Origin of the sequence: Actinomycetospora chlora (assembly GCF_039542135.1) — a bacterium.
Taxonomy (GTDB): Bacteria; Actinomycetota; Actinomycetes; order Mycobacteriales; family Pseudonocardiaceae; genus Actinomycetospora; species Actinomycetospora chlora.
The window spans coordinates 23374-47725 of record NZ_BAABHO010000018.1; the positions used below are offsets into that span (position 1 = coordinate 23374).

Annotated in this window: 25 protein-coding genes; 15 read left to right on the forward strand and 10 right to left on the reverse strand. The window is 73.5% G+C overall.

The annotated features are described in order from the left end of the window. Window positions 1-7: 7 nt before the first annotated feature. From ABD994_RS13090 to ABD994_RS13100, 3 genes are read right to left on the reverse strand one after another with little or no spacing between them, the layout of a single operon-like run. Window positions 8-841: a class I SAM-dependent methyltransferase gene (locus ABD994_RS13090; protein WP_345414954.1), complete on the reverse strand. Its 834-nt coding sequence runs from the start codon at window positions 839-841 to the stop codon at window positions 8-10. Then, entirely contained in the window at window positions 838-1851 is a 1014-nt protein-coding gene (locus tag ABD994_RS13095; RefSeq protein ID WP_345414956.1) for a sigma-70 family RNA polymerase sigma factor, read from the reverse strand. The genes ABD994_RS13090 and ABD994_RS13095 overlap by 4 nt, the downstream gene beginning before the upstream one ends. Then, a complete protein-coding gene (locus ABD994_RS13100; RefSeq protein WP_345414958.1) occupies window positions 1848-2627 on the reverse strand; it encodes a MerR family transcriptional regulator in 780 nt (259 codons plus the stop codon). The genes ABD994_RS13095 and ABD994_RS13100 overlap by 4 nt, the downstream gene beginning before the upstream one ends. Window positions 2628-2796: 169 nt before the next feature. Here ABD994_RS13100 and ABD994_RS13105 point away from each other — a divergent pair, with 169 nt between their 5' ends. Together ABD994_RS13105 and ABD994_RS13110 are read left to right on the forward strand one after the other, a co-directional pair. Further along, on the forward strand, window positions 2797-3921 hold the full coding sequence (locus ABD994_RS13105; RefSeq protein ID WP_345414960.1) for a ferredoxin reductase: 1125 nt from the start codon (window positions 2797-2799) through the stop codon (window positions 3919-3921). Between the two features lie 49 nt (window positions 3922-3970). Continuing rightward, on the forward strand, window positions 3971-5206 hold the full coding sequence (locus tag ABD994_RS13110; protein WP_345414962.1) for a fatty acid desaturase family protein: 1236 nt from the start codon (window positions 3971-3973) through the stop codon (window positions 5204-5206). Window positions 5207-5339: 133 nt separating this feature from the next. On the opposite strand, the gene ABD994_RS13115 is transcribed toward ABD994_RS13110, so the two are convergent. From ABD994_RS13115 to ABD994_RS13125, 3 genes are all read right to left on the reverse strand, one after another. Beyond that, the gene (locus tag ABD994_RS13115) at window positions 5340-6632 is read right to left on the reverse strand and encodes an MSMEG_0569 family flavin-dependent oxidoreductase (protein WP_345414964.1); all 1293 of its coding nucleotides are present in this window, start codon (window positions 6630-6632) and stop codon (window positions 5340-5342) included. A 98-nt stretch (window positions 6633-6730) separates the two neighbouring features. Beyond that, window positions 6731-7888 carry an LLM class flavin-dependent oxidoreductase gene (locus ABD994_RS13120; protein ID WP_345414966.1) on the reverse strand — a complete coding sequence of 386 codons (1158 nt, stop codon included), beginning with the start codon at window positions 7886-7888 and terminating at the stop codon, window positions 6731-6733. A gap of 2 nt (window positions 7889-7890) precedes the next feature. After that, window positions 7891-8688, reverse strand: coding sequence for an alpha/beta fold hydrolase (locus ABD994_RS13125; RefSeq protein ID WP_345414968.1), 798 nt, complete (start codon window positions 8686-8688; stop codon window positions 7891-7893). A 138-nt stretch (window positions 8689-8826) separates the two neighbouring features. On the opposite strand from ABD994_RS13125, the gene ABD994_RS13130 reads away from it, so the two are divergent. Both ABD994_RS13130 and ABD994_RS13135 read left to right on the forward strand, forming a co-directional pair. Continuing rightward, window positions 8827-9822: an AraC family transcriptional regulator gene (locus tag ABD994_RS13130; protein ID WP_345414970.1), complete on the forward strand. Its 996-nt coding sequence runs from the start codon at window positions 8827-8829 to the stop codon at window positions 9820-9822. 85 nt (window positions 9823-9907) lie between these two features. Beyond that, on the forward strand, window positions 9908-11086 hold the full coding sequence (locus ABD994_RS13135; protein WP_345414972.1) for an FAD-dependent monooxygenase: 1179 nt from the start codon (window positions 9908-9910) through the stop codon (window positions 11084-11086). Between the two features lie 38 nt (window positions 11087-11124). Here ABD994_RS13135 and ABD994_RS13140 read toward each other — a convergent pair whose 3' ends face one another. Then, a complete protein-coding gene (locus ABD994_RS13140; RefSeq protein ID WP_345414974.1) occupies window positions 11125-12552 on the reverse strand; it encodes an amidohydrolase family protein in 1428 nt (475 codons plus the stop codon). 240 nt (window positions 12553-12792) lie between these two features. Between ABD994_RS13140 and ABD994_RS13145 the strand changes: the two genes are divergently transcribed. Next, window positions 12793-13611 (forward strand): IclR family transcriptional regulator domain-containing protein, encoded by an 819-nt coding sequence (locus tag ABD994_RS13145; protein ID WP_345414976.1) that lies wholly within the window; start codon window positions 12793-12795, stop codon window positions 13609-13611. 7 nt (window positions 13612-13618) lie between these two features. Here ABD994_RS13145 and ABD994_RS13150 read toward each other — a convergent pair whose 3' ends face one another. Further along, complete coding sequence (locus tag ABD994_RS13150; RefSeq protein WP_345414978.1) at window positions 13619-14599, reverse strand: VOC family protein; 981 nt, start codon at window positions 14597-14599, stop codon at window positions 13619-13621. A 158-nt stretch (window positions 14600-14757) separates the two neighbouring features. On the opposite strand from ABD994_RS13150, the gene ABD994_RS13155 reads away from it, so the two are divergent. From ABD994_RS13155 to ABD994_RS13185, 7 genes are all read left to right on the forward strand, one after another. Next, entirely contained in the window at window positions 14758-15501 is a 744-nt protein-coding gene (locus tag ABD994_RS13155) for an alpha/beta hydrolase (RefSeq protein ID WP_345414980.1), read from the forward strand. Window positions 15502-15592: 91 nt separating this feature from the next. Continuing rightward, a complete protein-coding gene (locus ABD994_RS13160; RefSeq protein WP_345414982.1) occupies window positions 15593-16780 on the forward strand; it encodes a cytochrome P450 in 1188 nt (395 codons plus the stop codon). 31 nt (window positions 16781-16811) lie between these two features. Further along, window positions 16812-17015: a ferredoxin gene (locus ABD994_RS13165; RefSeq protein ID WP_345414984.1), complete on the forward strand. Its 204-nt coding sequence runs from the start codon at window positions 16812-16814 to the stop codon at window positions 17013-17015. A gap of 81 nt (window positions 17016-17096) precedes the next feature. Further along, entirely contained in the window at window positions 17097-18272 is a 1176-nt protein-coding gene (locus ABD994_RS13170) for a CaiB/BaiF CoA transferase family protein (protein ID WP_345414986.1), read from the forward strand. Next, window positions 18259-19101, forward strand: coding sequence for a citryl-CoA lyase (locus tag ABD994_RS13175; protein ID WP_345414988.1), 843 nt, complete (start codon window positions 18259-18261; stop codon window positions 19099-19101). The genes ABD994_RS13170 and ABD994_RS13175 overlap by 14 nt, the downstream gene beginning before the upstream one ends. A gap of 7 nt (window positions 19102-19108) precedes the next feature. Beyond that, window positions 19109-19993, forward strand: coding sequence for a dioxygenase family protein (locus ABD994_RS13180; RefSeq protein WP_345414990.1), 885 nt, complete (start codon window positions 19109-19111; stop codon window positions 19991-19993). Then, on the forward strand, window positions 19993-21057 hold the full coding sequence (locus tag ABD994_RS13185) for a uroporphyrinogen decarboxylase family protein (RefSeq protein WP_345414992.1): 1065 nt from the start codon (window positions 19993-19995) through the stop codon (window positions 21055-21057). The genes ABD994_RS13180 and ABD994_RS13185 overlap by 1 nt, the downstream gene beginning before the upstream one ends. Before the next feature lie 4 nt (window positions 21058-21061). On the opposite strand, the gene ABD994_RS13190 is transcribed toward ABD994_RS13185, so the two are convergent. After that, on the reverse strand, window positions 21062-21340 hold the full coding sequence (locus ABD994_RS13190; protein ID WP_345414994.1) for a hypothetical protein: 279 nt from the start codon (window positions 21338-21340) through the stop codon (window positions 21062-21064). Window positions 21341-21452: 112 nt separating this feature from the next. Between ABD994_RS13190 and ABD994_RS13195 the strand changes: the two genes are divergently transcribed. From ABD994_RS13195 to ABD994_RS13205, 3 genes are all read left to right on the forward strand, one after another. Next, window positions 21453-21959: a hypothetical protein gene (locus ABD994_RS13195; RefSeq protein ID WP_345414996.1), complete on the forward strand. Its 507-nt coding sequence runs from the start codon at window positions 21453-21455 to the stop codon at window positions 21957-21959. Window positions 21960-21962: 3 nt separating this feature from the next. Continuing rightward, window positions 21963-22577: a hypothetical protein gene (locus ABD994_RS13200; protein WP_345414998.1), complete on the forward strand. Its 615-nt coding sequence runs from the start codon at window positions 21963-21965 to the stop codon at window positions 22575-22577. 80 nt (window positions 22578-22657) lie between these two features. Continuing rightward, complete coding sequence (locus ABD994_RS13205) at window positions 22658-22978, forward strand: hypothetical protein (protein WP_345415000.1); 321 nt, start codon at window positions 22658-22660, stop codon at window positions 22976-22978. Here the strand turns inward: ABD994_RS13205 and ABD994_RS13210 are convergent. Next, a complete protein-coding gene (locus ABD994_RS13210) occupies window positions 22975-24303 on the reverse strand; it encodes an MFS transporter (protein WP_345415002.1) in 1329 nt (442 codons plus the stop codon). The two genes, ABD994_RS13205 and ABD994_RS13210, sit on opposite strands and share 4 nt — an antisense overlap. Window positions 24304-24352 lie beyond the last annotated feature (49 nt).

The window sequence follows — 24352 nt, forward strand, 5'->3', positions numbered from 1 at the left end:
ACGGTGCTCAGGGCCTGCGGGCCCGCACGATCCAGCACGCCGAGTCGTAGGTGACGCCGTCGGGCCCCTCGTGGGCGCGCAGGTCCTCGCGCAGGGCGCCGAGGACGCGGTCGCGGTCCTCCGCGCGCAGGTCGCCCATCAGGCCGGCCTGGAGGTCCGCGACGAAGGCGAACGCGTCGTCGGTGTCGGCGCCGTAGTACATGGGCGCCCGGTGCGCGGTCAGGGTGACGTCGGCGAGGCCCGCCGCGCCCAGGATCCGGTGCACGCGCTCGGGCTCGGAGAGCGAGAGCGGGCTCGGCGCGTCGCTCGGCGGGGCGTTGCGCACGCCGGCGACCGACAGGAACGACCGCATCCACTCCTGGTGCTCGATCCCCCGCCACGTCAGCAGCGCCAGCCGCCCGCCCGGGCGCAGGCCGACCGCGAGGTTGGCGAACGCGGCCACGGGGTCGGCGAAGAACATCGTCCCGTGCCGGCTGACGACGACGTCGAGGTCGGCGGGCGGGAAGGGGTGGGTCTGGGCGTCGGCCTCGCGGAACACGACGTTGCCCACCCCGGCCTCGACGGCGCGGTGGCGCGCGATGGTCAGCAGGCCCGTCGCGATGTCGACGCCGGTGACGGGCCCGTTGACCGCCGCGCGGGCCGCGTCGAGCGAGGTGCGCCCGGCCCCGCACCCGACGTCGAGGACGGCCTCGGCGGGGCAGATCTCGGCGGCGTCCATGAGCGCGGCGTGGTGCGCGGCGACGCCGGCGTCGAAGCGGTCGGCCCACGACGTCCAGATCGTGCCGGTCGGGCCGTTCCAGGCCGCGTGCTGGTCGGCGTTGGGGCTCGCGGCGGCGTTCACGGCAGGACCTCCGGCAGGCCGAAGCGGGCGTGGTGCCCCGCCCCGATGAACGAGGTGACGCCGGCGATCCGGTCGCCGCGCAGCGTGAGCACGTCGATCGACCACGGCCGGTGCGGCGCGCCGGCGGGCGCGTCGGGCGGGCGCAGGTAGCTCGCCACCGCGGGCTGGCCGTTGGCGGTGACCGGGAGGTGGCGCCACGACCCGCAGTCGCCGGAGAGCGGCACGGCGAGCGCGAAGGCCGTCACCGGCGCCAGGCCCGCGTACCAGTGGCCCATCGGCGGCATCGACCACGTGACGTCCTCGGTGAGCAGCGCGACGAGCGCGTCCGCGTCGCCGCGCTCGAGCGCCGAGGAGTAGCCGGCGACGACGTCGCGCAGCCGGGCGTCGTCGATCTCCCGCAGCGTGCGCTGCTGGCTGCGCTCGGGCACCTTCTCGGCGACCAGGCGGCGGGCGCGCTGCAGCGCGGAGTTCACCGACGCCGTCGACGTGTCCATGATCGTGGCGATCTCGGCGGCCGAGAAGCCCAGGACCTCGAACAGCACGAGCGCCGCGCGCTGGTTGCCCGGCAGGTGCTGGAGGGCAGCGACGAACGCGAGCTCCACCGCCTCGCGCTCCTCGGCCCGCGCGTCGGGGGCGTCGGGGTAGGGGCCGAGCCAGGCGAGCTCGGTGAGCGGCACGTCGCCGACGACCGGGCGCTCGCTCGCCGGCCCCAGGTCCATCGGCAGCGCGCGCCGGCCGCGGGCGTCGACGAGGTCGAGGCAGGTGCGCGTGGCGACCGTGTAGAGCCAGGTGCGCAGCGTGCTGCGGCCCTCGAAGCCCGCGAGCTTCCGCCACGCCCGCACCAGCGTCTCCTGCAGCGCGTCGTCGGCGTCGTGGGCGGAGGCCAGCATCCGGTAGCAGTGCGCGTGCAGCTCGCGGCGCAACGGCGCGACGAGCCGGCCGAACGCGTCGTCGTCGCCGCCGCGGGCGAGCGCGAGGTCGTCCGGGGTGGTGACCGTCGTCTCGCTCACCCGCCGGAGTCTGCCCGACCCGGCTCCGCCGCGGGACCCGCGTCCTGCTCGAGGGCGTCGGACACCTCGTCGAGGAACAGCGAGATGGCCGCGGGCATCGACTCCCGGAACGTCGACAGCAGCGCCTGCGCGGCCACGGGCTGCAGGGCGCCGACGACGTCGCGGACCTGCTGCGCGCGCTCGACCGGCAGGCCCTCGGCGCGGTACTCCGCCCACACCGTGCGGCGGAAGAGGTCGACGAAGCGCGCGGTCACCGCGCCGACGTGGGTCGTGAGCTCCTCGCGCATGACGATGAGGGCCTCGGCCGGCATCCCCAGACGCATGGCCTCCGCGCCGGCCCGCACGAGTCCGGGGTTGGGGACGCGGACGCGCCCGCCGCCGAGCTGCTGGAGCAGGCTCGCCCCCACCAGGGCGTCCCACGTCTCGTCGCTGACGTCGACGCCGAGCCAGCCCGTGACCTCGCCGGCCGCCATCTCCAGCGGGGGCTCCGGGGTCCAGGGGGCGAGCATGTGCAGGTACTGGGACAGCGCCTCCTCGGCGGACTGCCGCGGGGTCGACGCGACGAGGCGCTCGATCGCGGACAGCGCGAAGCCCTGGTCCTGCAGCTGTGTGATGAGGTCGAGGCGGGCGAGGTGCTCCGGCCCGTAGTAGCCCGTGCGACCCTCGAGGTGCGGGGGCGGGAGCAGCCCGCGCGCCGCGTGCGCGCGGACGTTGCGCACCGTCATGCCCGCCCGCCGGGCGAGCACGTCGACGGTCATCCCGTGCCCGGTGTCCACGGACGGCCACCGTACTGTCCGTGGCTCGTGACACCGCTGGACGACATATGACACCCGGCGGTGTTTCGTGTGGTCGTCGTGTGGTCATACCGGAGGCGTACGGCACAGTAGCCGTTACTCGCGGTTCTGGGTACCGACGGTTCCGTGTAGTGTCATGGAGGTGAGCACCGTGAGCGATGCCGAGGGCACCACTCCTGGACGACTGCCCCGCGGGGTCCGTCGTCTGCGCAAGGTCGCCTCCCGCTTCACCACCCCGTTGTTGCCCGACGACTACCTGTCGCTGATCAATCCCCTGTGGTCGGCGCGCGAGCTGCGCGGCAAGGTCGTCAAGGTCGTCCCCGAGACCGACGACGCCGTCACCCTCGTCATCAAGCCGGGCTGGGGCTGGTCGTTCGACCACCAGGCCGGCCAGTACGTGGGCATCGCCGTCTCGGTCGACGGCCGCTTCCACTGGCGGTCGTACTCGCTGACGTCGCCGCCGAAGAAGGACCAGGGCCACCTCTCGGTCACGGTCAAGGCGATGCCCGAGGGCTTCCTGTCGAAGCACCTCGTCGAGGGCCTCGAGCCGGGCACGATCGTGCGCCTGGCGCCGCCCCGCGGCGAGTTCGTCCTGCCCGACCCGCCGCCCAAGAAGATCCTGTTCCTCACCGGCGGCAGCGGCGTCACGCCGATCATGGCGATGCTGCGCACGCTCGACCGTCGCGACACGATGCCCGACGTCCTCGTCGCGCACTCCGCGCCCGACGAGGAGAGCCTCATCTTCCGCGAGGAGCTCGACCGGCTCGCGGAGAAGCACGAGAACCTGCGGCTGCACAAGCAGTACACCCGCAGCGACGGTCACCTCGACCTCGACAACCTCTCCGAGCTCTGCCCCGACTGGCGCGAGCGCGAGACCTGGGTCTGCGGGCCCAACGCCCTGCTCGACGACGCCGAGCGGGTCTTCGAGGACGCCGGGCTGTCCGACCAGCTCCACGTCGAGCGCTTCTCGGTCGACCTCGCCGGCGGCGAGACCGAGGGCGGCACGGTGCGCTTCGCGCAGTCCGACGTCGAGGTCGAGATCGACGGCGCCACCACGCTGCTCGAGGCCGGTGAGCAGGCCGGCCTGCAGATGCCCTTCGGATGCCGGATGGGCATCTGCCACACCTGCGTCGTCCCGCTGCGCGAGGGCGTCGTGCGCGACCTGCGCGACGGCACCGAGCAGAAGGCCGACGGCAGCGGTGGCGCCGACTGGGACGCCATCAAGGTCCAGACGTGCGTCGGGGCCGCCGCCGGCGACGTCGTCCTCGACATCTAGCCCCCGACACACCAGCCGACCGACCACGTCGTCCTACGGAGGAACGCCCATGGCCATCGCGGACGTCAAGGAGTTCGCCCACCTCAGCGAGGCCGACGTCGAGGCGCTCGGTCGCGAGTTCGACCAGATCCGCGCCGACTTCGAGGAGAAGCTCGGTGACGAGGACGCCGCCTACATCCGGCGCCTCATCACCATCCAGCGCCGCCTCAACGTGGCCGCGCGGGCGATGCTGTTCGGCAGCCACCGCCGCGAGCTGTGGTGGGCCGGTGCCCTGACGCTGTCCGTGGCCAAGATCCTCGAGAACATGGAGATCGGCCACAACGTCATGCACGGCCAGTGGGACTGGATGAACGATCCCGAGGTCCACTCGTCGACGTGGGAGTGGGACAACGTCTGCCCCGCCGACCAGTGGAAGCACTCCCACAACTACCTGCACCACACGTACACGAACGTCATCGGCAAGGACAAGGACGTCGGGTACGAGATCCTTCGCGTCCGGTCCGACCAGCCGTGGCACCCGTACTACCTGACCCAGCCCGTCGTGAACGCGATGCTGATGCTGGCGTTCGAGTACGGCGTCTCGCTGCACGACCTCGACATCGACGGCCTCGTGAAGTGGCAGCTCGAGGACCCCGAGGAGTTCAAGAAGAAGTTCCGCGGGATCCTCGTCAAGCAGGCCCGCCAGATCGGCAAGGACTACATCCTCTTCCCGGCGCTCACGGGCAAGAACTTCCGGCCGACGGCCACCGCCAACCTGACGGCGAACCTGATCCGCAACGTCTGGTCCTACGCGATCATCTTCTGCGGTCACTTCCCCGACGGCGCCGAGGTGTTCACCGAGGAGGAGCTGGAGAACGAGACGCAGGGCGAGTGGTATCTGCGCCAGCTGCTCGGGTCGGCCAACTTCACCGGCAACCGGCTGATGCACGTCATGTCCGGCAGCCTCGGCTACCAGATCGAGCACCACCTGTACCCGGACCTGCCGTCCAACCGGTACCCGGCGATCCAGGAGCGCGTCCGCGCGCTGTGCGAGAAGTACGACCTGCCCTACACCACGGGGTCGTTCCCGCGGCAGTTCTGGCAGGCGACGCGCTCGATCTGGCGGCTCTCGTTGCCGGCGAAGAAGATGCGCGAGGCCTCGCAGCGGCGGCAGTCCCTCGGGCTGCCGCGCCACGCCGGGGCGGTGGCCTCGACCGGCGACCAGACGCCGCAGGCGGGGCAGACGCCGCCCGCGCCGGCCAACACCCCGGGACACCCGGACCCCTCCGGTTCGCCGTCGGCCTGAGGCTCCCCGCCGGGTCGCGGCCTGCGCGGGCGGGTCAGCCTGCGCAGGCCGCGAGTCCGCCGTCCTCCTGAAGTGGGCGGGGGGCGCCCCTCACCGATCTATCCGAGCGAGGGTGCCCCTCGCTCGGAACGGGTCAGGAGCCCAGGGCGAGCACGTTGCACACGTCGCCGCGGGGGCCGGTACCCGTCAGGCCGCGCTGGGAGCGGATGCGGTCGGCGAGGAACTCCGCGTCGCGTCCGACCCCGGAGAAGCGCCCGGACCCCCAGGTCCACAGCCACGGCAGGCCCAGGAAGTACAGGCCGGGCGAGCTCGTGACGCCGCGGCTGTGGGCCGGGGCGCCGCTCCCCGTGAAGACCGGCACGTCGACCCACCCGAAGTCCTGGCGGAAACCGATGCACCAGACCACCGAGGTGATGCCCGACGTGGCGAGGTCGAGCTCGAGGGTCTCCCCGGCCGGCCGCCACACGGGGGAGTACCGCGGCTCGGGTGGTGCGTCGATGCCCGCGTCGGCGATGTACCGGTCGATGGTGTCCTTGATCGACTCGGAGACCTCGTCGGCGTGGTCGAGGCGCTCGGTGAGGTCGGGCTTGAAGTGCAGGACGCCGTCGCGGTGGTCGGCGAGGAGGCCGTAGAGCCTCATGCCGTCCTGCGCGTGGGCGCGCAGGTCGATGTCGCGGCCGCCGTCGCGGCCGGTGACGTAGTGGTTGGCCTGGGCGCGCACCGCCTCGCGGCGCGGGTGCTCGGTGACGGGCATGTCGTAGTAGCCCATCGCCGCGAGCCAGTCGGTGACGTCCCGTCCCCGGTAGAAGCGCGCGACGCGGGGCGCCCCGCCCACGGCGAGGTGCACCGTCCGGCCCTCGAGGTGCAGGTCCTCGGCGATCTGGGCCCCGGACTGCCCCGAGCCCACCACCAGCACCTCCCCGGGCGGCAGCTGCGCGCCCGACCGGTAGTCCTGCGACTGCACCTGGTGGATCTCCTCGGGCAGCGGCTGGGACAGCGGCGGGGTGATCGGCGTGTGGTAGCCGCCGGTCGCCACCACGACCTGGTCGGCGGAGAGGTCGCCCGCGCTCGTGGCCACCCGGTAGGTGCCGCGGTCGTCGCGCGTGACCCGCGTGACCTCGACGCCCTCGACGATCGGCGGGTCGACGAACGTCCGGTAGGCCTCGAGGTAGTCGACGATCTGGTCGCGGACCATGAAGCCGTGCGGGTCGTCACCGGCGTAGGGGAAGTCGGGAAGCTGGCACTGCCAGTTGGGGGTGACCAGGCAGAACGTGTCCCAGCGATAGGTCTTCCAGGAGTGCGCCACCTCGGCCCGCTCGAGCACGACGTGGTCGATGCCCCGACGCCCCAGGCACCGGCTCATCGACAGCCCGGCCTGCCCGCCCCCCACGACGACGACCGGCCAGTGCCCGCCCGACAACTCCATGATCGCTCCCCGTGTCGCTCGGTGTCCTCCTCACGATCAGCGGGATCGGTTGCGGGGTGATTGCGTCCGGACTGCGCGCTCGTTGCCGCGTGTAACGGTCAGCCCGGGACGGTCGCCGGGGCCCTCTTCAGCTCCGGGATGACCTCGGCGGCGAAGATCTCGGTGTTCCGTCGGACCATCTCCGCCGGCATGGCCCCGATGGTCAGCATCGCCATGAGCTGGCCGAACCCGAGCTCGTCGCGCAGCTCCCCGAGCCGGTTGCGGACCTGCTCGGGGCCGCCGACGACGACGTACCCGTGCTCGAGGAGCTCCTCGTAGGACAGCTCCGGGTAGGCCTTGAGGTTGGCCTTGAGCAGGCCCTTCATGGCCGCCGGGCTCATGTAGCCGGGCGGGAAGACGATCTCCAGGCCCTGCCGTAGCCCCCGGTGGAACAGCCACTCGACGTACTGGCGGGCCTCGCGGTGGGCCGACGCGTCGTCCTCGCCGACGAAGACCGGCAGCGCCATCCCGATCTTCTCGGGCTCGGGCACGTACCCCAGGTCGGCGGCCGCGGCACGGTAACCGTCGAACCAGGTCTTCACGACCCGGGTCGGCGCGTAGACCGAGACGTAGGTGTAGTGGTTCTCGGCCACCCAGCGCATCGTCTCCGGGCTCCCGGCGCCCGGCACCGCGATCGGCGGGTGCGGCTGCTGCAGCGGGCGGGGCCAGATGTTGACGTAGCGGTACTCGTAGTGCTGCCCGTACCAGCTGAACGGCCCCGGCTCGGTCCACGCCTTCTTGATCAGGTCGTGGGCCTCGTTGAAGCGGGACCGCGAGTCGGCGGGGTTGATGCTGTGCCCGAAGTGCTCCCAGCCGATCCCGCGCACGAACCCCGACAGCAGTCGGCCCTTCGTCAGGTGGTCGAGCATCGCGATCTCCTCGGCCACCCGCAACGGGTTGCCGCGCAGCGGGATCGCGTTGCCCAGCACCATGATCGTCGCGCGGCTCGTCCGGCGGGCCAGCGCCGCGGCCATGATGTTGGGCGAGGGCATGGTCCCGTACGCCGACTGGTGGTGCTCGTTGACGACGATGCCGTCGAACCCCACCGACTCCGCGTACTCGAGCTCGTCGAGGTAGCGGTGGTACAGGTCCACGCCGACGGCCGGGTCGAAGTGGGCGTTGGAGAAGGTCAGCGACGGCGAGGGGTACTTCTCGACGTCGTCGAAGTCGTCGGGCAGGTACGGGTAGGGCATCAGGTGGAAGAAGTTGACCTTCATGTTCAGCTCCCCAGGTGCTCGACGACGGCGGCGGTGACCTCGGCGGGCCGCTCGCCGTGCAGGGCGTGGCCGCAGTCCTCGACGACCTGCAGCCGCGCGTGCGGGATCCGCGCGGCGTAGCGCTCGGCGTGGTCGCGGGGGACGAGGCGGTCCTCGCCGGCGGCGAGCACGAGGGTCGGCGCGGTGATGCGGTGCAGGCGGCGCTCGAGCTTCGGGTCGTTGAGGAACGGGTGCCACCCGAAGCGTGCCAGGGCGCCGAGGTCGCGGTAGGTGGCGAGGATCTGGTCGGTGGTGGGCTCGGCCGAGAGCGCCGCGGTCACCAGGGCCTCGTCGTGGAACAGCGCGCGCATCAGCTGCGGCGGGTTCATGAGGAACAGGTCCGCGATCGGCGCCTCGGGGATGCGCAGACCCACCGCGGCGCCGAGCACGAGGCGGCGGACGCGCTCGGGGGAGTGCATCGCGAGCTCCGCGGCGACCCAGCCGCCGAAGGACACGCCCACGACGTCCACCTGGGCGAGGCCGAGACCGTCGAGCAGGTCGAGGTAGTGGTAGACGAGGTCGTCGACCGTGTGCAGCTCGGGGAGGTCGTCGGAGAGCCCGAAGCCGGGGTGGTCGGGAGCGACGAGATCCCCGACGCCGGCGAGCCCGAGCTGCAGCGGCCCCCACTCGTTCGCGCCGCCCGCGGAGTGCAGGAGCAGCACCGGGTGGCCCTGCCCGGCGCGGCGGTAGGCGATCTCTCCGCCTCCCGCGCCGCGCCGCTGGACCGGCGGCGTGACCGGGTCGACGTCGGTCAGGGTCATGGGTCCTCCTGGTCAACCGGCGGGCTGTCGCGTCAGGATGTGAGTGCGGACACTAGGAAGTGGCCGGGTCCGGCACGATCCGCTGACCGCCGCCGTCGGCCGGTTCCTGCAGCGGATCCCGCGGGACGGAGGACACCGATGTCGTTCTTCACCGAGGACCTGGCGCGCCCCGAGCTCGGCGCGGCGGACACCGTCGACATCCGCACCTCGCGCCCCGCGGTGGCCCGGTCGCGGACGATCGAGTTCCTCGGGTGCGGCCACGCGATGACCGTCGACGACGACGTCGAGGACTTCGACGCCGCGGTGTCCTGGCGCCGGGTGGGCGGGGTCGGCGTGCTCCGGTCGCGCTACCGCTCGCCCGTCACGGTCACCTGCACGCCGCCGATCCCCTGGGTGACGATCAGCTTCGTCCCGCGCGGGGCGGTGTCGTTCGCGACCGGCCGCCGGACCACCACCGGCGACCGCCGCCGCGGTGCGGTCCTCGACTACGCCGAACGCGTCGACATGAGCTGGGGGCCGGGGACCGAGCAGTTCATGGTCGCGGTCGAGCGCGAGCGGCTCGAGCGGGGGCTCCGGGGCCTGGTCGAGGACGTCCCCGACGCGCCCCTGGAGTTCGAGCCGGGACTGGACGTCGACGGCACCGGTCGCGCCGTGGTCGGGGCGGTGGCGAGCCTGCGGGCGCTGCTCGCGCACTCACCCGGTCACGTCCCGGCGGTGCTGGCGAGCGAGGTCGAGCACGCCGTGGTCACCGCGCTGCTGCTCGGCACGCGGCACAACCACCGCGACCGGATCTTCCGTCGCACCCCGCCCGCCCCGCGGCGCGTGATGCGCCGGGTGCTCGACCTCGTCGACGCCGCCCACGACAGCACGCTGACCGTGGCCGACCTCGCCGCCTGCGCCGGTACCAGCGAGCGGGCGCTGCACGCGGCCTTCCGTCGCGAGCTCGGTACCACCCCGATGGCCTACCTCCGAGGGCGGCGCCTCGAGGCCGCGCGCGAGGACCTGCTCGCCGCGGTACCCGGCGAGGGCGTCGCGGCGGTCGCGATGCGGCACGGTTTCTCGCACCTCGGCCGCTTCGCCGCCGCGTACCGGGCGCGGTTCGGGGAGGCCCCGTCGTCCACCCTGCGGCGCTGATCCGAGCCGGTCGACCAACCGATCTCCCTCCCGCTCGCCGGGAGCCGCGCTGCGGACCGGGGCCGCGGCGGGCGAAGGTGGCGTCGTGCGCACGGACGTGGTCGTCGCGGGGGCCGGGCCGGCGGGGCTGATCCTCGCGTGGCTGCTGCAGCGGGCGGGGGTCGCGACGACGGTGGTCGAGTCCCAGCCCCGCGAGGAGCTGGGCACGCTGCCCAAGGCCGGCATCATCGAGTACCGCACCGTGCAGCTGCTGGCCGAGGAGGGCCTCGCGGGCACCGTGCTGGAGTTCGCCGCCGAGAACCACCGGTGCGAGTTCCGGACCGCCGACGAGTCGGCGCTCATCGACTACGGCGCCCTGACCGGGGGCCGCCCGCACTACGTGTTCCCCCAGCACACCCTGGTCGACCGGGTCGCGACGTCGCTGCTCGAGCGCGGCGGCGAGGTGCTGTTCGGCCACCGCGTCACCGACGTCGAGCAGGACGCCCACGGCGCCACGCTCCGTGCCACCGGCCCCGACGGACCGTGCGAGCTGGAGGCGGCGGTGGTGGTCGGGTGCGACGGCGCGGGCAGCGCGGTCGCGCGGTCGCTGACCGGCACCGTCACCCGGCACGATCGTCGACACCCCATGCGTTTCCTCGTGATCAGCGCGGCGATGCCGCCGCTGGTCGACCACACGATCTACGCCGCCCACCCGCGCGGCTACGCCGCCCACATGCGCCGGTTGCCGGAGGTCACACGGCTCTACCTCGAGGTGCCCGGTGACCAGTCGCCCGCCGACTGGCCCCAGGACCACATCCGCGACGAGATCGGCGGGCGCCTCGGGGTGGGGGACGCCCTGCGGGACGTCGAGCTCCCCGAGGTCGACGTCCTCGACCTGCGGACGCGGGTGACGACGCCGATGCAGCAGGGGAGGGTCTTCCTCGTCGGCGACGCCGCGCACCTGATCACGCCCGCGGGCGGGAAGGGCATGAACCTCGCGATCTTCGACGCCGTCGAGCTGGCCCACGGGCTGATCGAGCGGTTCGGGCCGGACGGTGACCCGACCCGCGCCGAGCGCTACAGCGAGACCCGCCTGCCCGCGATCTGGCGGACCCAGGCGTTCTCCGACTGGTTCCTGCGCATCATGACCGCCCCGCCGGGTGCGGGCGACGAGCGCGACGGGTTCGGGCTCGGCCTGCGCGAGGGTTGGGTGTCGTCGCTGCAGCGCGACCCGCTGCTGCGGCGCTGGTTCGCGCACGCCTACGCCGGCGTCGACCCGGACTGAGCGGCCGCCGGCCCTCGACCGGGTCGACGGCCGCGGGGTCAGGCGCCGTGCGTCGCCGCCGACCGGTACTCGGTGTAGGTGTACGGGTTGTCGAGGACCTTGGTCTCGGGGATGTCGGGGTTCATGCCCTGCTGCCAGGCCTCCTCGCCGAGCTCGGAGCGCAGGTGCTCGACGGTCTGCTCGACGGCGCGGCGCGCGGCGGCGAGGTCGACGTCGACCAGGCGGTGGTCGCGCTTGACCACCCGGCCGTCGACCAGCACGGCCTCGACGTCACCGCGCTGCGCCTGGAAGACGACGTGGCCGTAGGGGTGCAGGACGGGGAACCCGACCGGCGAGTGCTCGTTGCGCACGAGCACGAGGTCGGCCTTCTTGCCCACCTCGACGCTGCCGATCTCCGCGTCGCGCCCGAGGGCTCGCGCACCGCCCATGGTGGCCATGTCGACGACGTGCTCGGCGCGCAGCGCGTGGTGGGTCACCGTCTCGCCCTCGGCGTGCGCCTCGAGGTGCTCGCGCGAGCGGTCCGCGCTGAGCGTCGAGCGCATGGCCGAGAACAGGTCGCCGCTCCACCACATCGAGGTGTCCATCGACAGCGACATCGGGATGGCGTGCGTGCGCAGCACCCAGGAGGGCGGGTAGCCCTGGCCGGCGCTCTGCTCGCTCTCGGTCGACACCGACACCGAGCCGCCCGTGGCCGCCATGCGCTGGTAGGAGTCCGCGGTCAGCGTCGCCGCGTGGACGTAGATCGTCTCCGGGCCCATGAAGCCGTGCTCGTGCATGAGGCGGATGCCGTCGTCGTTGGTCGCGCCCCAGACACCGGCGTGGGTGGTGACCGGCAGGTCGAGCTCGCGGGCGACCTCGAACGCCGGCTTCTCCGGGAACGTCGGGTCGCCGGTGACGTCGAACGCCAGCTGGAAGCCGTCGACGTCGCCGCGGCGGCGCTCGAGGACGTCGCGGAAGCCGGGGTCGGCGGTCCAGTGCGCCGGGGCGTCCTGGATGTTGCCGTAGGCCAGCACGAACCGTCCCGGCACCGACGCCAGGGCGTCGACCGCGGCGTCCGCGTGCTGCGGGGTCTGGAGGTTGTGGGACCAGTCGACGCAGGTGGTGACCCCGGCCTCGATCGCCTCGAGCGCCGCGAGGAGGTCGCCGGCGTGGATGTCCTCGGGCCGGAAGCGCCGCCCGTGCTCGAGGTAGTTCCAGACGAAGTACTGCGTGAGCGTCCAGTCCGCGCCGTAGCCGCGCAGGGCGGTCTGCCACATGTGCCGGTGGGTGTCGATCATCCCCGGCATGACGACGCCGCCGCGGGCGTCGATCTCGTCGGTGCCCTCGGGCACCGCCAGGTCGACGCCGATCCCGGCGATGCGGCCGTCGACGACGAGCACGTCGTGCCCCTCGAGCACCGTGTGGCCGGCGTCCACGGTGAGCACCGTGCCGCCACGCAGGACGACCGGGCGGGGGGTCTGGGCCATGGGAGACGCTCCTCGGCGGTGAGGGCGGCACGGAGCGAAGCAGAGCTGCCGCGCCGAAGGCGGGCGACCGCGCGGACGGGTGTCCGGTGAACGGTCACATGATGGCGGTCACTGTTCTCCGGGACTGGTACAGCTGTCAACGACACGCTGAGGAGTGCCTCGCCGGCCGGCGCCGACGCGGACTGTCCGCCAGGCGGTCACGCGGGTTACGCTCCGCCGACCCGGCAGGACGGAGCGGACGTGCCGCGTGACGGAGCGGGACCGGACTTCATCGAGTCGCTGGCCCGCGGGCTCGACGTGATCACCGCCTTCGGCGCCCACCGAGCGGCCGTGCGCCCGGAGATGACCCTCGCCGAGGTCGCCGCGGCGACCGGGCTCGCCCGCCCGACCGCGCGGCGCATCCTGCTCACCCTCGCCGAGCTGGGCTACGTCCGCGTCGGCGAGCGCGGCTTCGCGCTGACGCCGCGGGTGCTCGACCTCGGGGTCGCCTACGTCGACGCGCTGGGCCTGTGGGAGGTCGCGCGGCCCCACCTCGAGCGCCTGGTCGAGCGCACGGGCGAGTCGTGCTCGGTCGCCCAGCTCGACGGCTCCGACATCGTCTACGTCGCCCGGGTGGCCGTGCCCAAGATCGTGGCGCTGACCGTGCAGATCGGCACGCGCTTCCCCGCGCTGCCGACGTCGCTGGGCAAGGTGCAGCTCGCGGCGCTGCCGCCCGCCGAGCTCGAGCGCGTCCTCGCCGAACCGACCCGCTCGGGGCTCACGCCGCGCTGGTGCCCCGACCGCGAGGAGCGCGACGCGGTGCTGCGCGAGGTGCGGGCGCGCGGGTGGGCGCTCACCGACGAGCAGCTGGCCCCGGGGATCCGCTCGGTCGCCGCGCCGCTGCGCGACGGCGAGGGCCGGGTGATCGCCGGGGTCAACGTCAACTGCCACGCGGCCGAGACGTCGGTGGAGCACCTCCTCGAGCACCACCTGCCGCTGCTGCTCTCGGCCGCAGGCGAGATCTCCGCGGACTTCGCCCGACGCGCGGCACTGCCGCGGGTCACCGTGCCCGCCTCCTGAGCAGCGGTCAGGCCTCCTCCTCGTCGGGGGCCGCCGGGGTCTCGATCGGCTCGAGCTTCGCGAAGATCTCCTCGCGGCGGTGCTCGAACTGCTCGGGCAGCTGGAAGCGCTGCCCGAGCTCGTGCGGGGACTCGTCGCAGGTCCAGCCGCCCTCGGCGTGGGTCACCGCCAGCTCGAACAGCGCCCCGGCCGGGGTGCGCACGTAGACGGACTTGAAGTACTTGCGGTCCTTGAGCTCGGAGATGTCGGTGTAGCCGTTGCCCTCGATCTCGAACTTCAGCTCGTCCTGGTTCTCGAGCGTCTCGAGGTTCCAGGCGACGTGGTGGAAGGTGCCCGACCCGTAGCGCCAGGTGCCCTGGTCGTCGGCGGAGTCGGCGATGAGCTCGACGTGGTTGCCGTGGCTGTCCTGGCCCACCTGGTAGGCGGCGCGGTCCCCGTCCTCGATCAGCTTGCCCTGGGAGTGGAACACCTCCTCGGAGAACTCGACCATGCGCTCGGGTGTGGCGACGTGGATGCCCACGCCGTGGATGCCGTGGATCGCGTACTCGGGCGGCACGCCCTGCCCGGGGTGGCCGACGCGCGGGTCGCCGTCGGTCGGGACCATCGCGTACTCGATGCCGCAGGGGTGGGCGAACAGCAGCCGGCGGCGGTCGAACACCTCGGTGCTGGTGACCTCGACGCGGTGCTCGGTGAGCCGCCGCTCCCAGAAGTCCAGCGAGTCGGCCGGGACCGAGAGCAGGACCTCGCGGGCCTGGTTGGTGCCGCGGCGGCCGACGAGCCCGGCCTGGCGCCACGGGAACGTCGTCAGCACCGCCGACGGGTCGCCGGCCGCGTTGGAGTAGTACAGGTGGTAGATCGGCAGCGAGCCGTCGAACAGCACCGTGCGCTTGATGAACCGCATGCCCAGGGCCCCGACGTGGAAGTCGACGTCCTCCTGGGCACCGCCCACCGAGAGCGTCGTGTGGTGGGAACCGCGGATGTGGGACACCGGGGACCTCCTGCTCGTCGTGTGCACTCGCGACCCGACGCTAGCTGTGGCCCAGGTCTCGTGCCTCTCTCTACAGTGCACGGACGTCTCCGCTCGCGGCACGGCGCGGGTGGTCGGCGGACGACGGTGGGCCGTCCTCGGCACCGGAGGTGCTCCACGTGGACGACGAGGTCGGTGAGGTCGAGGACGGCGGTGTCCGCCGGCCGCCAGCCGCTGGGCCGGACGGCGCGACGGCCCTCGACGCCGCCGGGGTCGCGGTGCTCGGGGCGCCGCCGGGCGCCGGGACGCTCGCGGTCGTGCTGCTGCACGGCCGCGACCAGGACCCGGCATGGATGCAGGAGCACGTTCTGGGCCGGCTCGCGGCGCGCCTGCCCGACCTCGCGGTCACCTGGGTCCTCCCGGCCGCGCCGGACCGCTCCTGGTACGCGGGACGCGTCCACGACCCGCCGGAGGAGACGCTCGACGAGCGGGACCGGGCCGCAGAGGTCGTCGACGCCCTCGCCGACGCCCTCGCCGTCCACGGGCACGGCGCCGGCTCACTGGTGCTGGGCGGGTTCTCGCAGGGGGCCTGTCTCGCCGCCGACCACCTCCTGCGCCGGCCGCGGCGCTGGGCGGGGGCGCTGGTCTGGACCGGGGCCGCGTTCGGCCCGCCCGGCGCCGCCCGGCCGCGGCCGCCCGGGGACCTCACGGGCCTACCGGTGCTGCTCACCAACGGCGACGCCGATGCCTGGGTGCCGCTGGCGGCCACCGAGGAGCTCGCCGCGCTGCTGCGCGACCACGGCGCCGCGGTGGAGCTGCGGGTACAGCCCGGCCGCGCCCACGAGGTCGCCGACGACGAGCTGGACGCGGCCGCGGACCTCCTGCGCCGCCTCGCCGCCGGGACGCCCGGTCGTGACGGTTGACACGGGCGGAAGGCCTGGGGAAGGTCGTCGTTCGGCTGACGGACACGTGTCCGTTCCGGCTCGCCAGCAGGACGACCCCGGAGGTACGCCGATGACGACGACCGCGACGAGCCCGCAGTACGACGCCGACGTCTACACCGACGCGGCCCTGCTCGAGCCCTACGAGCACTACCGTGCGCTGCGCGAGCTCGGCCCCGCGGTGTACCTGACGGCGCACGACGCGTGGGCGGTCGCCCGGTACGACGACGCGAAGGCCGTGCTGGCCGCCCCGGAGGTCTTCCGGTCCGCGTCGGGCATCGCGCTCAACGAGCCGGCCAACGCGGCCATCCTCGGGTGCACGCTGGCCAGTGACGGCGAGCACCACGCCCACCTGCGCCGCATCGTGGCCCACCGGCTCACGCCACGGGCCCTGCGCCCCGTGCGCCACACGGTCACCGAGGCCGCCGAGGAGCTCGTCGCGGGGCTCGTCGCGCGAGGGTCGTTCGACGCCGTCGGCGACCTCGCGCGCGCCCTGCCGCTGTCGGTCGTCCCGGACTTCATCGGCTGGCCGGAGGAGGGCCGCGAGCACCTGCTGCGGTGGGCCGGGGCCAACTTCGACTCGTTCGGTCCGCTGAACGAGCGGGCCCGGGCCGCCCTGCCGCAGTGCGGCGAGATGGCCGCCTACGGCGCGGCGCTGGTCCGGGACGGCAACGTGCTGCCCGGCAGCCTCGGCGCGGGCGTCCTCGAGGCGCGCGACCGCGGGGAGGTGACCGAGGAGCAGGCGATGATGCTCATGCTCGACTACCTCGCCCCGTCGCTGGACACCACGATCAGCGCCGTCGGCAGCGCGATCTGGCTCCTCGGCACCCACCCCGAGCAGTGGGACCGGCTGCGCGCCGAGCCCGGGCTGATCCCGAACGCCGTCCAGGAGATCGTCCGGCTGGAGTCACCGATCCGTGGATTCGGCCGCCTCGCCGCGCGTGACACGGAGATCGGCGGCGTCGCCGTGCCGGCCGGGTCGCGCGTGCTGGTCCTCTACGCGTCGGCCAACCGCGACGAGCGGCACTTCGCCGACCCCGACGTGTTCGACGTGGCCCGCCCGGAGGCCCCGGAACAGCTCGGCTTCGGGTACGGCGAGCACGGCTGCGCCGGGCAGGGCCTCGCCAAGATGGAGGTGGCGGCCCTGCTCGAGGCGCTGGCCCGCACGGTGACGCGCTTCGAGCTCGGCCGGCCCGAGCGCGGCCTGAACAACCTCATCCGTGCCTTCTCCTCGGTGCCGGTGAGGGTCCACACCGGATGAGGAGACCCGACCACCACCGGGGGAGCCGACGATGCGCATCGAGGCGGACTACGACCGCTGCGAGGGCCACGGGCAGTGCGAGGCGCGCGCGCCCGAGATCTTCGAGCTGGACGACCACGGGTTCCTGACCCACCACTACGACGGCGTGGAGCTGCCCGCGGAGCTCGAGGACGCCGCCCGGGGCGCCGCGGCGGTGTGCCCGGTGGCCGCGCTGCGCGTGACGGGCGCGTCCTGACGTCGGGGTTGACGATCTCGGGGGCCGGGAGCAGGCTCGCGCAGTGGCGGACAGGTGTCCGCTGGACGGACGGAGGCGGGAATGGCGGTGGAGGACCCGTCCGGTGCGCAGCCGGGCGGCGGCCCGTTGAGCGGGCTGCTGGTGGCCGACTTCTCGCGGGTGCTCGCCGGGCCCTACGCCACGATGCTGCTCGCCGACCTCGGCGCCGAGGTGGTGAAGGTCGAGTCCCACCAGGGCGACGAGACGCGGACGTGGACGCCGCCCTCCCGCGACGGGGTCTCGACCTACTACCTCGGGATCAACCGCGGGAAGCGGTCGATCGCGCTCGACCTGCGCGACGAGGACGACGTCGCCGTCGCCAAGGAGCTCGCGCGCCGGGCCGACATCCTCATCGAGAACCTGCGTCCGGGCGGCATGGCGAAGTACGGGCTGGACTACGCGTCGGTCTCGGCCGACAACCCGGGCCTCGTCTACGCCTCGATCTCGGGCTTCGGCTCCACCGGCGGGGCGCACGTCCCCGGCTACGACCTCATGGTCCAGGCCGTCTCCGGGCTGATGAGCCTCACCGGCGCGCCCGACGGGCCGCCGTTCCGCGCCGGCATCTCGATCTTCGACGTCATGGCGGGCAAGGACGCGCTCATCGGCATCCTCGCCGCGCTGCGCCACCGCGACGCCACCGGGCGCGGCCAGCACGTCGAGCTCTCGCTCCTGGCGTCGGCGATGTCGGGCATGGTCAACCAGAGCTCGGCGTACGCCGCGGGCGGCGTCGTCCCGACGCGCATGGGCAACGCGCACCCGAGCGTCGTGCCCTACGAGCCGCTGCCCACCGCGGACAACGACATCGTCATCGCCGCGGCCAACGACGGCCTGTTCCGCAAGCTCGTCCAGGTCCTCGGCCGCCCCGAGCTGGCCGACGACCCGCGGTTCCTGCGCAACGCCGACCGCACCGAGCACCGCGAGGAGCTCAAGCCCATCCTCGTCGAGGCGCTCGCGGCCAAGGGCGCCGAGGAGTGGTTCGACCTGCTGGTGAACGCCGGCGTGCCGTGCGGGCCGATCAACTCGGTCGCCGGCGGCTTCGCCATCGCCGAGCGCTTCGGTCTCGGGCCGGTCGTCGAGGTGGGGGAGGGCGACCGGGCGGTGCCCACCACCCGCAACCCCATCCGCTTCTCCGACACCCCGGTGTCCTACGAGCTGCCGCCGCCCGAGCTCGACGAGCACGGGACCGAGCTGCGGAAGTGGCTGAGTGACCGTGCCTGAGTACCCGACCGCGCTGGGCGCCTCGTCGCGCGACGCCATCACGCTGCTCGGCCACGACCTCGCGAACGACGTCATGGGCGAGGTCTCGTTCGGCGAGCTCGCGTTCTGGCTGGCGACCCAGCGCCGCCCGACGCCGGGGGAGACCCGGGTGTTCGAGGCGGTGCTCGCCGCGCTGGCCGACCACGGCTACACGCCCACGGCGATCATCAGCCGGCTGGCGTACCTGTCGGCGCCGGACTCCGTGCAGGGCGCCCTCGCGGCCGGCCTGCTCGCCGGCGGGTCGCGCTTCCTGGGCGTCACCGAGGACTGCGGCCGGTTCCTGCACGACGTCCTGGTCGCCGCAGCCGGAGACGCAGCGGAGCGGAGCTCGACCATCGGGTCCGGGCTGCCGACCGACGACGCCGGCTGGGACGACCTCGCGCGCGCGACCGTCCGGCGGCAGCGCGAGGCCGGGAAGTTCGTCCCCGGCCTGGGGCACCACGTCCACAAGGACGGCGACCCGCGCACGCCCCGGTTGATGGCGATCGCCGCCGAGGAGGGCGTCACCGGCCCGCACCTCGCGCTGTTCGCCGCGATCGGGCGGGTGCACGCCGAGGTGCTCGGCAAGCAGCTCCCGCTCAACGGCGCGGGCGTCTGCGGGGCCGCCCTGGCCGACCTGCGCCTGCCGCTCGAGCTGCTGCGGGCCTTCGCCCTGCTCGCCCGGTGCGCGGGACTGATCGGCCAGCTCGCCGAGGAGCTGCGCCACCCCGTCGCGAACGACGTCTTCCTGTCGGTGGACCTCAACAACCGACCGGTCGATGCTGATCCCTACGAGCCACCACCGCTGTGAGGATGCGATGACGCAGACACCCGTCACGGTCACCGAGGACACGATCACCGACCTCGCCGCCGCCCGGTGGGGCACCGCGCACGACCCGCGCACCGCGGAGCTGATGAGCGCGCTGGTCCGCCACCTGCACGCGTTCGCCCGCGAGACCCAGCTGACCGAGGCGGAGTGGATGGCCGCCATCCGGTGGCTCACCGAGACCGGCCAGATCAGCGACGACAAGCGCGAGGAGTTCATCCTCGCCTCCGACGTGCTCGGGCTGTCGATGCTCGTCGTGCAGCAGAACAACCGCTTCACCGAGGGCGCCACGCCCGCGACGGTGCTCGGCCCGTTCCACATCGAGGGCTCGCCGGAGCTCGGCTACGGCGCCGACATGTCCGAGGGCATCAGCGGGGTGCCGCTCTACGTCCACGGCACCGTGCGGTCGCTCGACGGCGCCCCGGTGCCCGGCGCGGTGCTCGACGTGTGGCAGGCCGACGACGACGGCGCCTACGAGTCGCAGCTCCCGGTCGACGAGGCGCGCCTGCGGGCCAAGTACACCTCGCGCGCCGACGGCACCTACTGCGTGCGCACGATCGCGCCGCTCGGCTACGCGATCCCCATGGACGGCCCGGTCGGCGCGCTCATCCACCAGACCGACATCAGCCACTACCGGCCCGCCCACGTGCACTTCCTGCTCAACGTGCCCGGCTACGAGCCGCTGATCACCCACCTGTTCCGCGAGGGCGCGCAGTACCTCGACAGCGACGTCGTGTTCGGGGTCAAGCGCGAGCTGATCGTGCCGTTCGTCGAGCGCGAGCCGGGCCCGACGCCGGACGGCGGCCGGAGCGCCGAGCCGTGGTACGAGGCCGCGTACGACTTCGTCCTGCAGCCCACCCGCGAGGAGACCCCCTGATGGCCGAGCTGCCGCTGCTGCCGACGTCCCTGGTCGGCAGCTACGCCCAGCCCGACTGGCTCATCGACCGCGGCAAGCTCGCCGACCGCTTCCCGCCCCGGGTGCGCGCGAAGGAGCTGTGGCGGGTCGCGCCGGAGTTCCTCGCGCAGGCCCAGGACGACGCGACGCTGCTCGCGGTGCGGGCGCAGGAGAAGGCCGGGCTCGACGTCCTCACCGACGGCGAGATCCGCCGGGAGAGCTACTCGAACCACTTCGCGACCGCGCTCGACGGCGTCGACGTCGACAACCCCGGCACGGCGCTGGACCGCAGCGGGCACCCCAACCCGGTCCCGCGCATCACCGGTCCGATCAGCCGGCCGCAGGCGATCCAGGTCGACGACCTGCACTTCCTGCGCTCGGCGACCGACCGCACGATCAAGATGACCGTGCCGGGGCCGTTCACGATGTCCCAGCAGGCCCAGGACGACCACTACGGCGACCCGGGCGCGGCCGCGATGGCGTACGCGGCGGTGGTGAACGCCGAGATCCGCGACCTGTTCGCGGCCGGCGCGGACGTCGTGCAGATCGACGAGCCGTACATGCAGGCCCGGCCCGACGCGGCGCGCGCCTACGGGCTCGAGGCGCTGAACGCCGCGCTCGACGGCGTCACGGGCACCACCGCGGTGCACATCTGCTTCGGCTACGCGGCGATCATCCACGAGCGTCCCGAGGGCTACTCGTTCCTGCCCGAGCTGGCGGGGACGCCGGTCAAGCAGATCTCGATCGAGACCGCGCAGTCCGGGCTCGACCTCGGGGTGCTGAGGGACCTGACCGACAAGACGATCATCCTCGGGGTGCTCGACCTGTCGGACCCGGCGGTCGAGAGCCCGGGCGTCGTGGCCTCGCGGGCCCGGCGGGCGTTCGAACTGTTCCCGCCCGAGCAGCTCGTGCTCGCGCCCGACTGCGGGCTGAAGTACCTGCCGCGCGAGGCGGCCTACGGCAAGATGCGCGCCCTCGCCGACGCGGCGAAGCGGCTGCGGGCCGAGCTCCGGTCCTCCGGGGAGGGCGTGCCGACCCCGAGGTGACGCCTCAGGCCTCGGTCATCGCGTCGCCCAGGTCCCGCACCGTCTTGCTGGAGCGGTCGGCGGCGAGCACGTGGCCGCCGGCGATGACGAGCGCGATCGGCCACTCCAGCAGCCCCAGGGCGGCGAGCCCCGCGATCCCCCCGACGTAGGCGAGCTCGGCGCGGGACAGCTCGATCGTGCCCAGGAACGGGATCGGGAGGGCGATGCCGTCGGGCCCGCTGTGGCGCACCCGCTGGGGGTCGGGCGGGGTGGGACGGGCCGGGGCGGGTGCTGTCGTCGTCACCTCCGGAGCGTGCCCGTTCGCGCGGCCACGCACGCGGTGGGCCGGGTGATCCTCCGGTCGACGCAGTGGGTACCACGCGTCGAGCCGTACCGGTCAGTAGGAGGAGGGGCAGATGGCCGATCCCGCCGAGTCCAGCAAGGCGACGCGCGTGGGTCAGCGCATCGCGGGCGCCGCCAAGCAGGCGGCCGGAGCGATCACCGACAACCAGGACCTGCGCGCCGAGGGCGAGCTGCAGCAGGAGAAGGCCGACGTCGCCAAGGAGGCGAAGCGCGCCGACGAGTTCGCCGCGCAGAAGCGCGAGGAGGCCGAGGCGAAGGCCAAGGAGGAGGAGCTCGCGGTCGAGCGCGAGCGGATCGCCGTCGAGGACGCGACCGCGGCGCGCGAGGAGCGCGCGGAGCAGGACCGGCGCGCCGAGCAGCAGCGGGCCGCGCAGGACACCGCGGTCCGGAAGCAGGCGACCGAGCAGGTCGCGCAGGCCCGCGAGCAGGAGCTGCGCCGCGACGAGGTGGACGCCGTGCGCGAGCGCGCGGACGCCGAGGGTCGCGCGCGGGACGAGGAGGTCCGGGCGGAGCGGGCGCGCCGGGACGCGGACGCGATCGAGACCCTCGAGGAGGACTGACCCATGGCGAACCCCCTGGCCGTGGTGCCCCGGACGATCGTGTCGGTCGGCTTCGGCGTGGCCCGCGTGCCCGTCGACCTGCTGGCCCAGGTCACCGGCAACGGCGGCAACAAGGAGTGGGGCCCGGCGCTGGCGTTCGACAGCGTCGAGGCCACCGTGCGCGGCGTGCTGGGCTCCGTGCTCGGCGACCCCGAGCTGTCCGCGGACGGACGGATCAAGGACGCGCGGGTGCGGCAGCGCAGCGAGGCCGCCGAGCGCGACCGGGCCGCAGACGCCCGTCGCGAGGTGGCCGACGACCGCCTGCGGCAGCGCCGCGAGGCCGACCAGCAGCAGCGCGAGCAGGTCCGCGAGCAGAAGCGCGACCAGCAGCAGGAGCTGGAGAAGGAGCGCCGGCAGCGGGTCCAGCAGGCGGAGCAGCGCGAGCAGCAGCGCAAGGAGCAGGCCGAGCGCGACGAGGCGAAGGCGCAGGAGCGCGTCGACGCCCACGCCCAGGAGGCCCGGAAGACGCGCGTGGCGGAGGAGTCCGAGGCCGTCGCCGCCGAGCGGGAGGCGGCGGAGAAGAAGGCTGAGGCCCTCGAGCTGGCCGAGGCGGAGGACGAGGCCAAGCGGCGACGCTGAGCCCCCGCCCGACGACGGTTACTGGCTGGTATCGCTCGCTCAGCGAGCGATACCAGCCAGTAACCCGGGTAGCCGGGGTCATGGCCGATCGCGACGCCCTGCTCGCCCGCTACCGGGAGCTCGTCGACGACGAGCTCCCGGCGGCGGCCGCGCGGGGCGGCTGGGTCATCCGCCGCGACCACTGCTTCGGCCGCGTCCTGCTCGACGACGCCGTCGGCGGGTGCTGGTACGACGTGCTCGGCCGGGCCCGCGGCGCGGCGTACCGCCGGCTCGACGACGAGCGCCTCGCCCACGCCGTCGCCCAGGGGGAGCGGATGCTCATCGAGGGCGACCCGCTGGTGCGCGAGCTCGACGCGCGGTCACTGGCGTGGCGGGGCAAGCCGGCGAAGCGGCCGGGTTAGACGAACTCCTTCGGCCGGTGCGTCTCGTGCAGCAGCCAGGCCGAGACCGCGGTGACGACGCCCATCGCGAGCAGGTACCACGACGTCGACGCCGAGGTGCCGGTCGCCTCGTACAGCGAGGCGGCGATGAGCGGGGCGAGCCCGCCGCCGAGCACCGCGCCGATCTGGTAGCCCAGCGACGCGCCGGAGTAGCGCACCTCGGCGCTGAACAGCTCGGCGAAGAGCGCCGCCTGCGGCCCGTACATCGCCGAGTTGGCGATGCCGCCGATCAGCAGCCCGAGGAAGATCAGGAACGTCGACCTGGTGTCGATCAGCCAGAACACCGGGAACGCGGCGACGACCGTGCCGACCGCGCCGGCGAGGTAGACCGGCCGTCGGCCCACCCGGTCCGACAGCAGCGCGAACAGCGGGATCAGCGCGAGGTTCACCGCGCTCGAGCCAAGGATCCCGACGAGCATCGTCGACTCGGGCAGGTCGAGCACCTTCACGCCGTAGGACAGCGCGTAGACGATGTAGATGTAGAAGCCGCCGTTGACCGCGATGAACGACCCGGCGGCGAGGATCACCTGCTTGGGGTGCGAGCGCAGCACCTCGATGATCGGCGAGCGCTTCTTCGGGGCGCCCTCGGCCCCCGAGACGTCCCTGGCGGCGATCTCCTTGAACGCCGGGGTCTCCTCCAGCCGCAGCTGCGCGTAGAGGGCGACGCCGATCAGCAGGATCGAGAGCAGGAACGGCACCCGCCAGCCCCAGGACTCGAACGCCTCCTCGCCGAGCCCGGCCTCGAGGGCGAGGAACAGGCCGTTGGACACGATCACGGCGATCGGGACGCCGAGCTGCGGGAAGCTGCCGTAGAAGCCCTTGCGGTGCGGCGGGGCGTACTCGGTGGCGATGAGGACCGCGCCGCCCCACTGCCCACCGACCGCCAGCCCCTGCAGGATCCGCAGGACGAACAGCAGCACCGGCGCGGCGACCCCGATCGTCGCGTAGCTGGGGAGCAGGCCGACGAGCGTCGTCGACGCCCCCATGAGGAACAGCGCCGAGACCAGCGCCTTCTTGCGCCCGATGCGGTCCCCGAAGTGGCCCCAGATGATCCCGCCGATCGGGCGCGCGAGGAACCCGACGGCGAAGGAGCTGAAGGCCGCGAGCGTCCCGACGAACGGGTCGACGCTCGGGAAGAACGCGGTGTTGAGGACCAGCGCGGCGGCGGTCCCGTAGATGAAGAAGTCATACCACTCGATGGTCGAGCCGAGCAGGCTGACCATCGAGGTCCGGCGGACCTCGCGGCGGCCCACGCCTGCTCCCGATTCCGCACCCGTCGCCGTCATGCCCTGGATCGTCGCCGCTGTCGAGATCGGACGACATGGGCGCCGAGCA

Excerpts from the sequence above, each read along its gene's own strand:
- ABD994_RS13195 (WP_345414996.1), top strand. The coding sequence starts at position 21,453 with ATGGCCGATCCCGCCGAGTCCAGCAAGGCGACGCGCGTGGGTCAGCGC.
- ABD994_RS13170 (WP_345414986.1), top strand. The coding sequence starts at position 17,097 with ATGGCGGTGGAGGACCCGTCCGGTGCGCAGCCGGGCGGCGGCCCGTTG.
- ABD994_RS13130 (WP_345414970.1), top strand. The coding sequence starts at position 8,827 with ATGTCGTTCTTCACCGAGGACCTGGCGCGCCCCGAGCTCGGCGCGGCG.
- ABD994_RS13205 (WP_345415000.1), top strand. The coding sequence starts at position 22,658 with ATGGCCGATCGCGACGCCCTGCTCGCCCGCTACCGGGAGCTCGTCGAC.
- ABD994_RS13115 (WP_345414964.1), bottom strand. The coding sequence starts at position 6,632 with ATGGAGTTGTCGGGCGGGCACTGGCCGGTCGTCGTCGTGGGGGGCGGG.
- ABD994_RS13180 (WP_345414990.1), top strand. The coding sequence starts at position 19,109 with ATGACGCAGACACCCGTCACGGTCACCGAGGACACGATCACCGACCTC.
- ABD994_RS13125 (WP_345414968.1), bottom strand. The coding sequence starts at position 8,688 with ATGACCCTGACCGACGTCGACCCGGTCACGCCGCCGGTCCAGCGGCGC.
- ABD994_RS13210 (WP_345415002.1), bottom strand. The coding sequence starts at position 24,303 with ATGACGGCGACGGGTGCGGAATCGGGAGCAGGCGTGGGCCGCCGCGAG.
- ABD994_RS13185 (WP_345414992.1), top strand. The coding sequence starts at position 19,993 with ATGGCCGAGCTGCCGCTGCTGCCGACGTCCCTGGTCGGCAGCTACGCC.
- ABD994_RS13140 (WP_345414974.1), bottom strand. The coding sequence starts at position 12,552 with ATGGCCCAGACCCCCCGCCCGGTCGTCCTGCGTGGCGGCACGGTGCTC.
- ABD994_RS13200 (WP_345414998.1), top strand. The coding sequence starts at position 21,963 with ATGGCGAACCCCCTGGCCGTGGTGCCCCGGACGATCGTGTCGGTCGGC.
- ABD994_RS13110 (WP_345414962.1), top strand. The coding sequence starts at position 3,971 with ATGGCCATCGCGGACGTCAAGGAGTTCGCCCACCTCAGCGAGGCCGAC.
- ABD994_RS13120 (WP_345414966.1), bottom strand. The coding sequence starts at position 7,888 with ATGAAGGTCAACTTCTTCCACCTGATGCCCTACCCGTACCTGCCCGAC.
- ABD994_RS13165 (WP_345414984.1), top strand. The coding sequence starts at position 16,812 with ATGCGCATCGAGGCGGACTACGACCGCTGCGAGGGCCACGGGCAGTGC.
- ABD994_RS13160 (WP_345414982.1), top strand. The coding sequence starts at position 15,593 with ATGACGACGACCGCGACGAGCCCGCAGTACGACGCCGACGTCTACACC.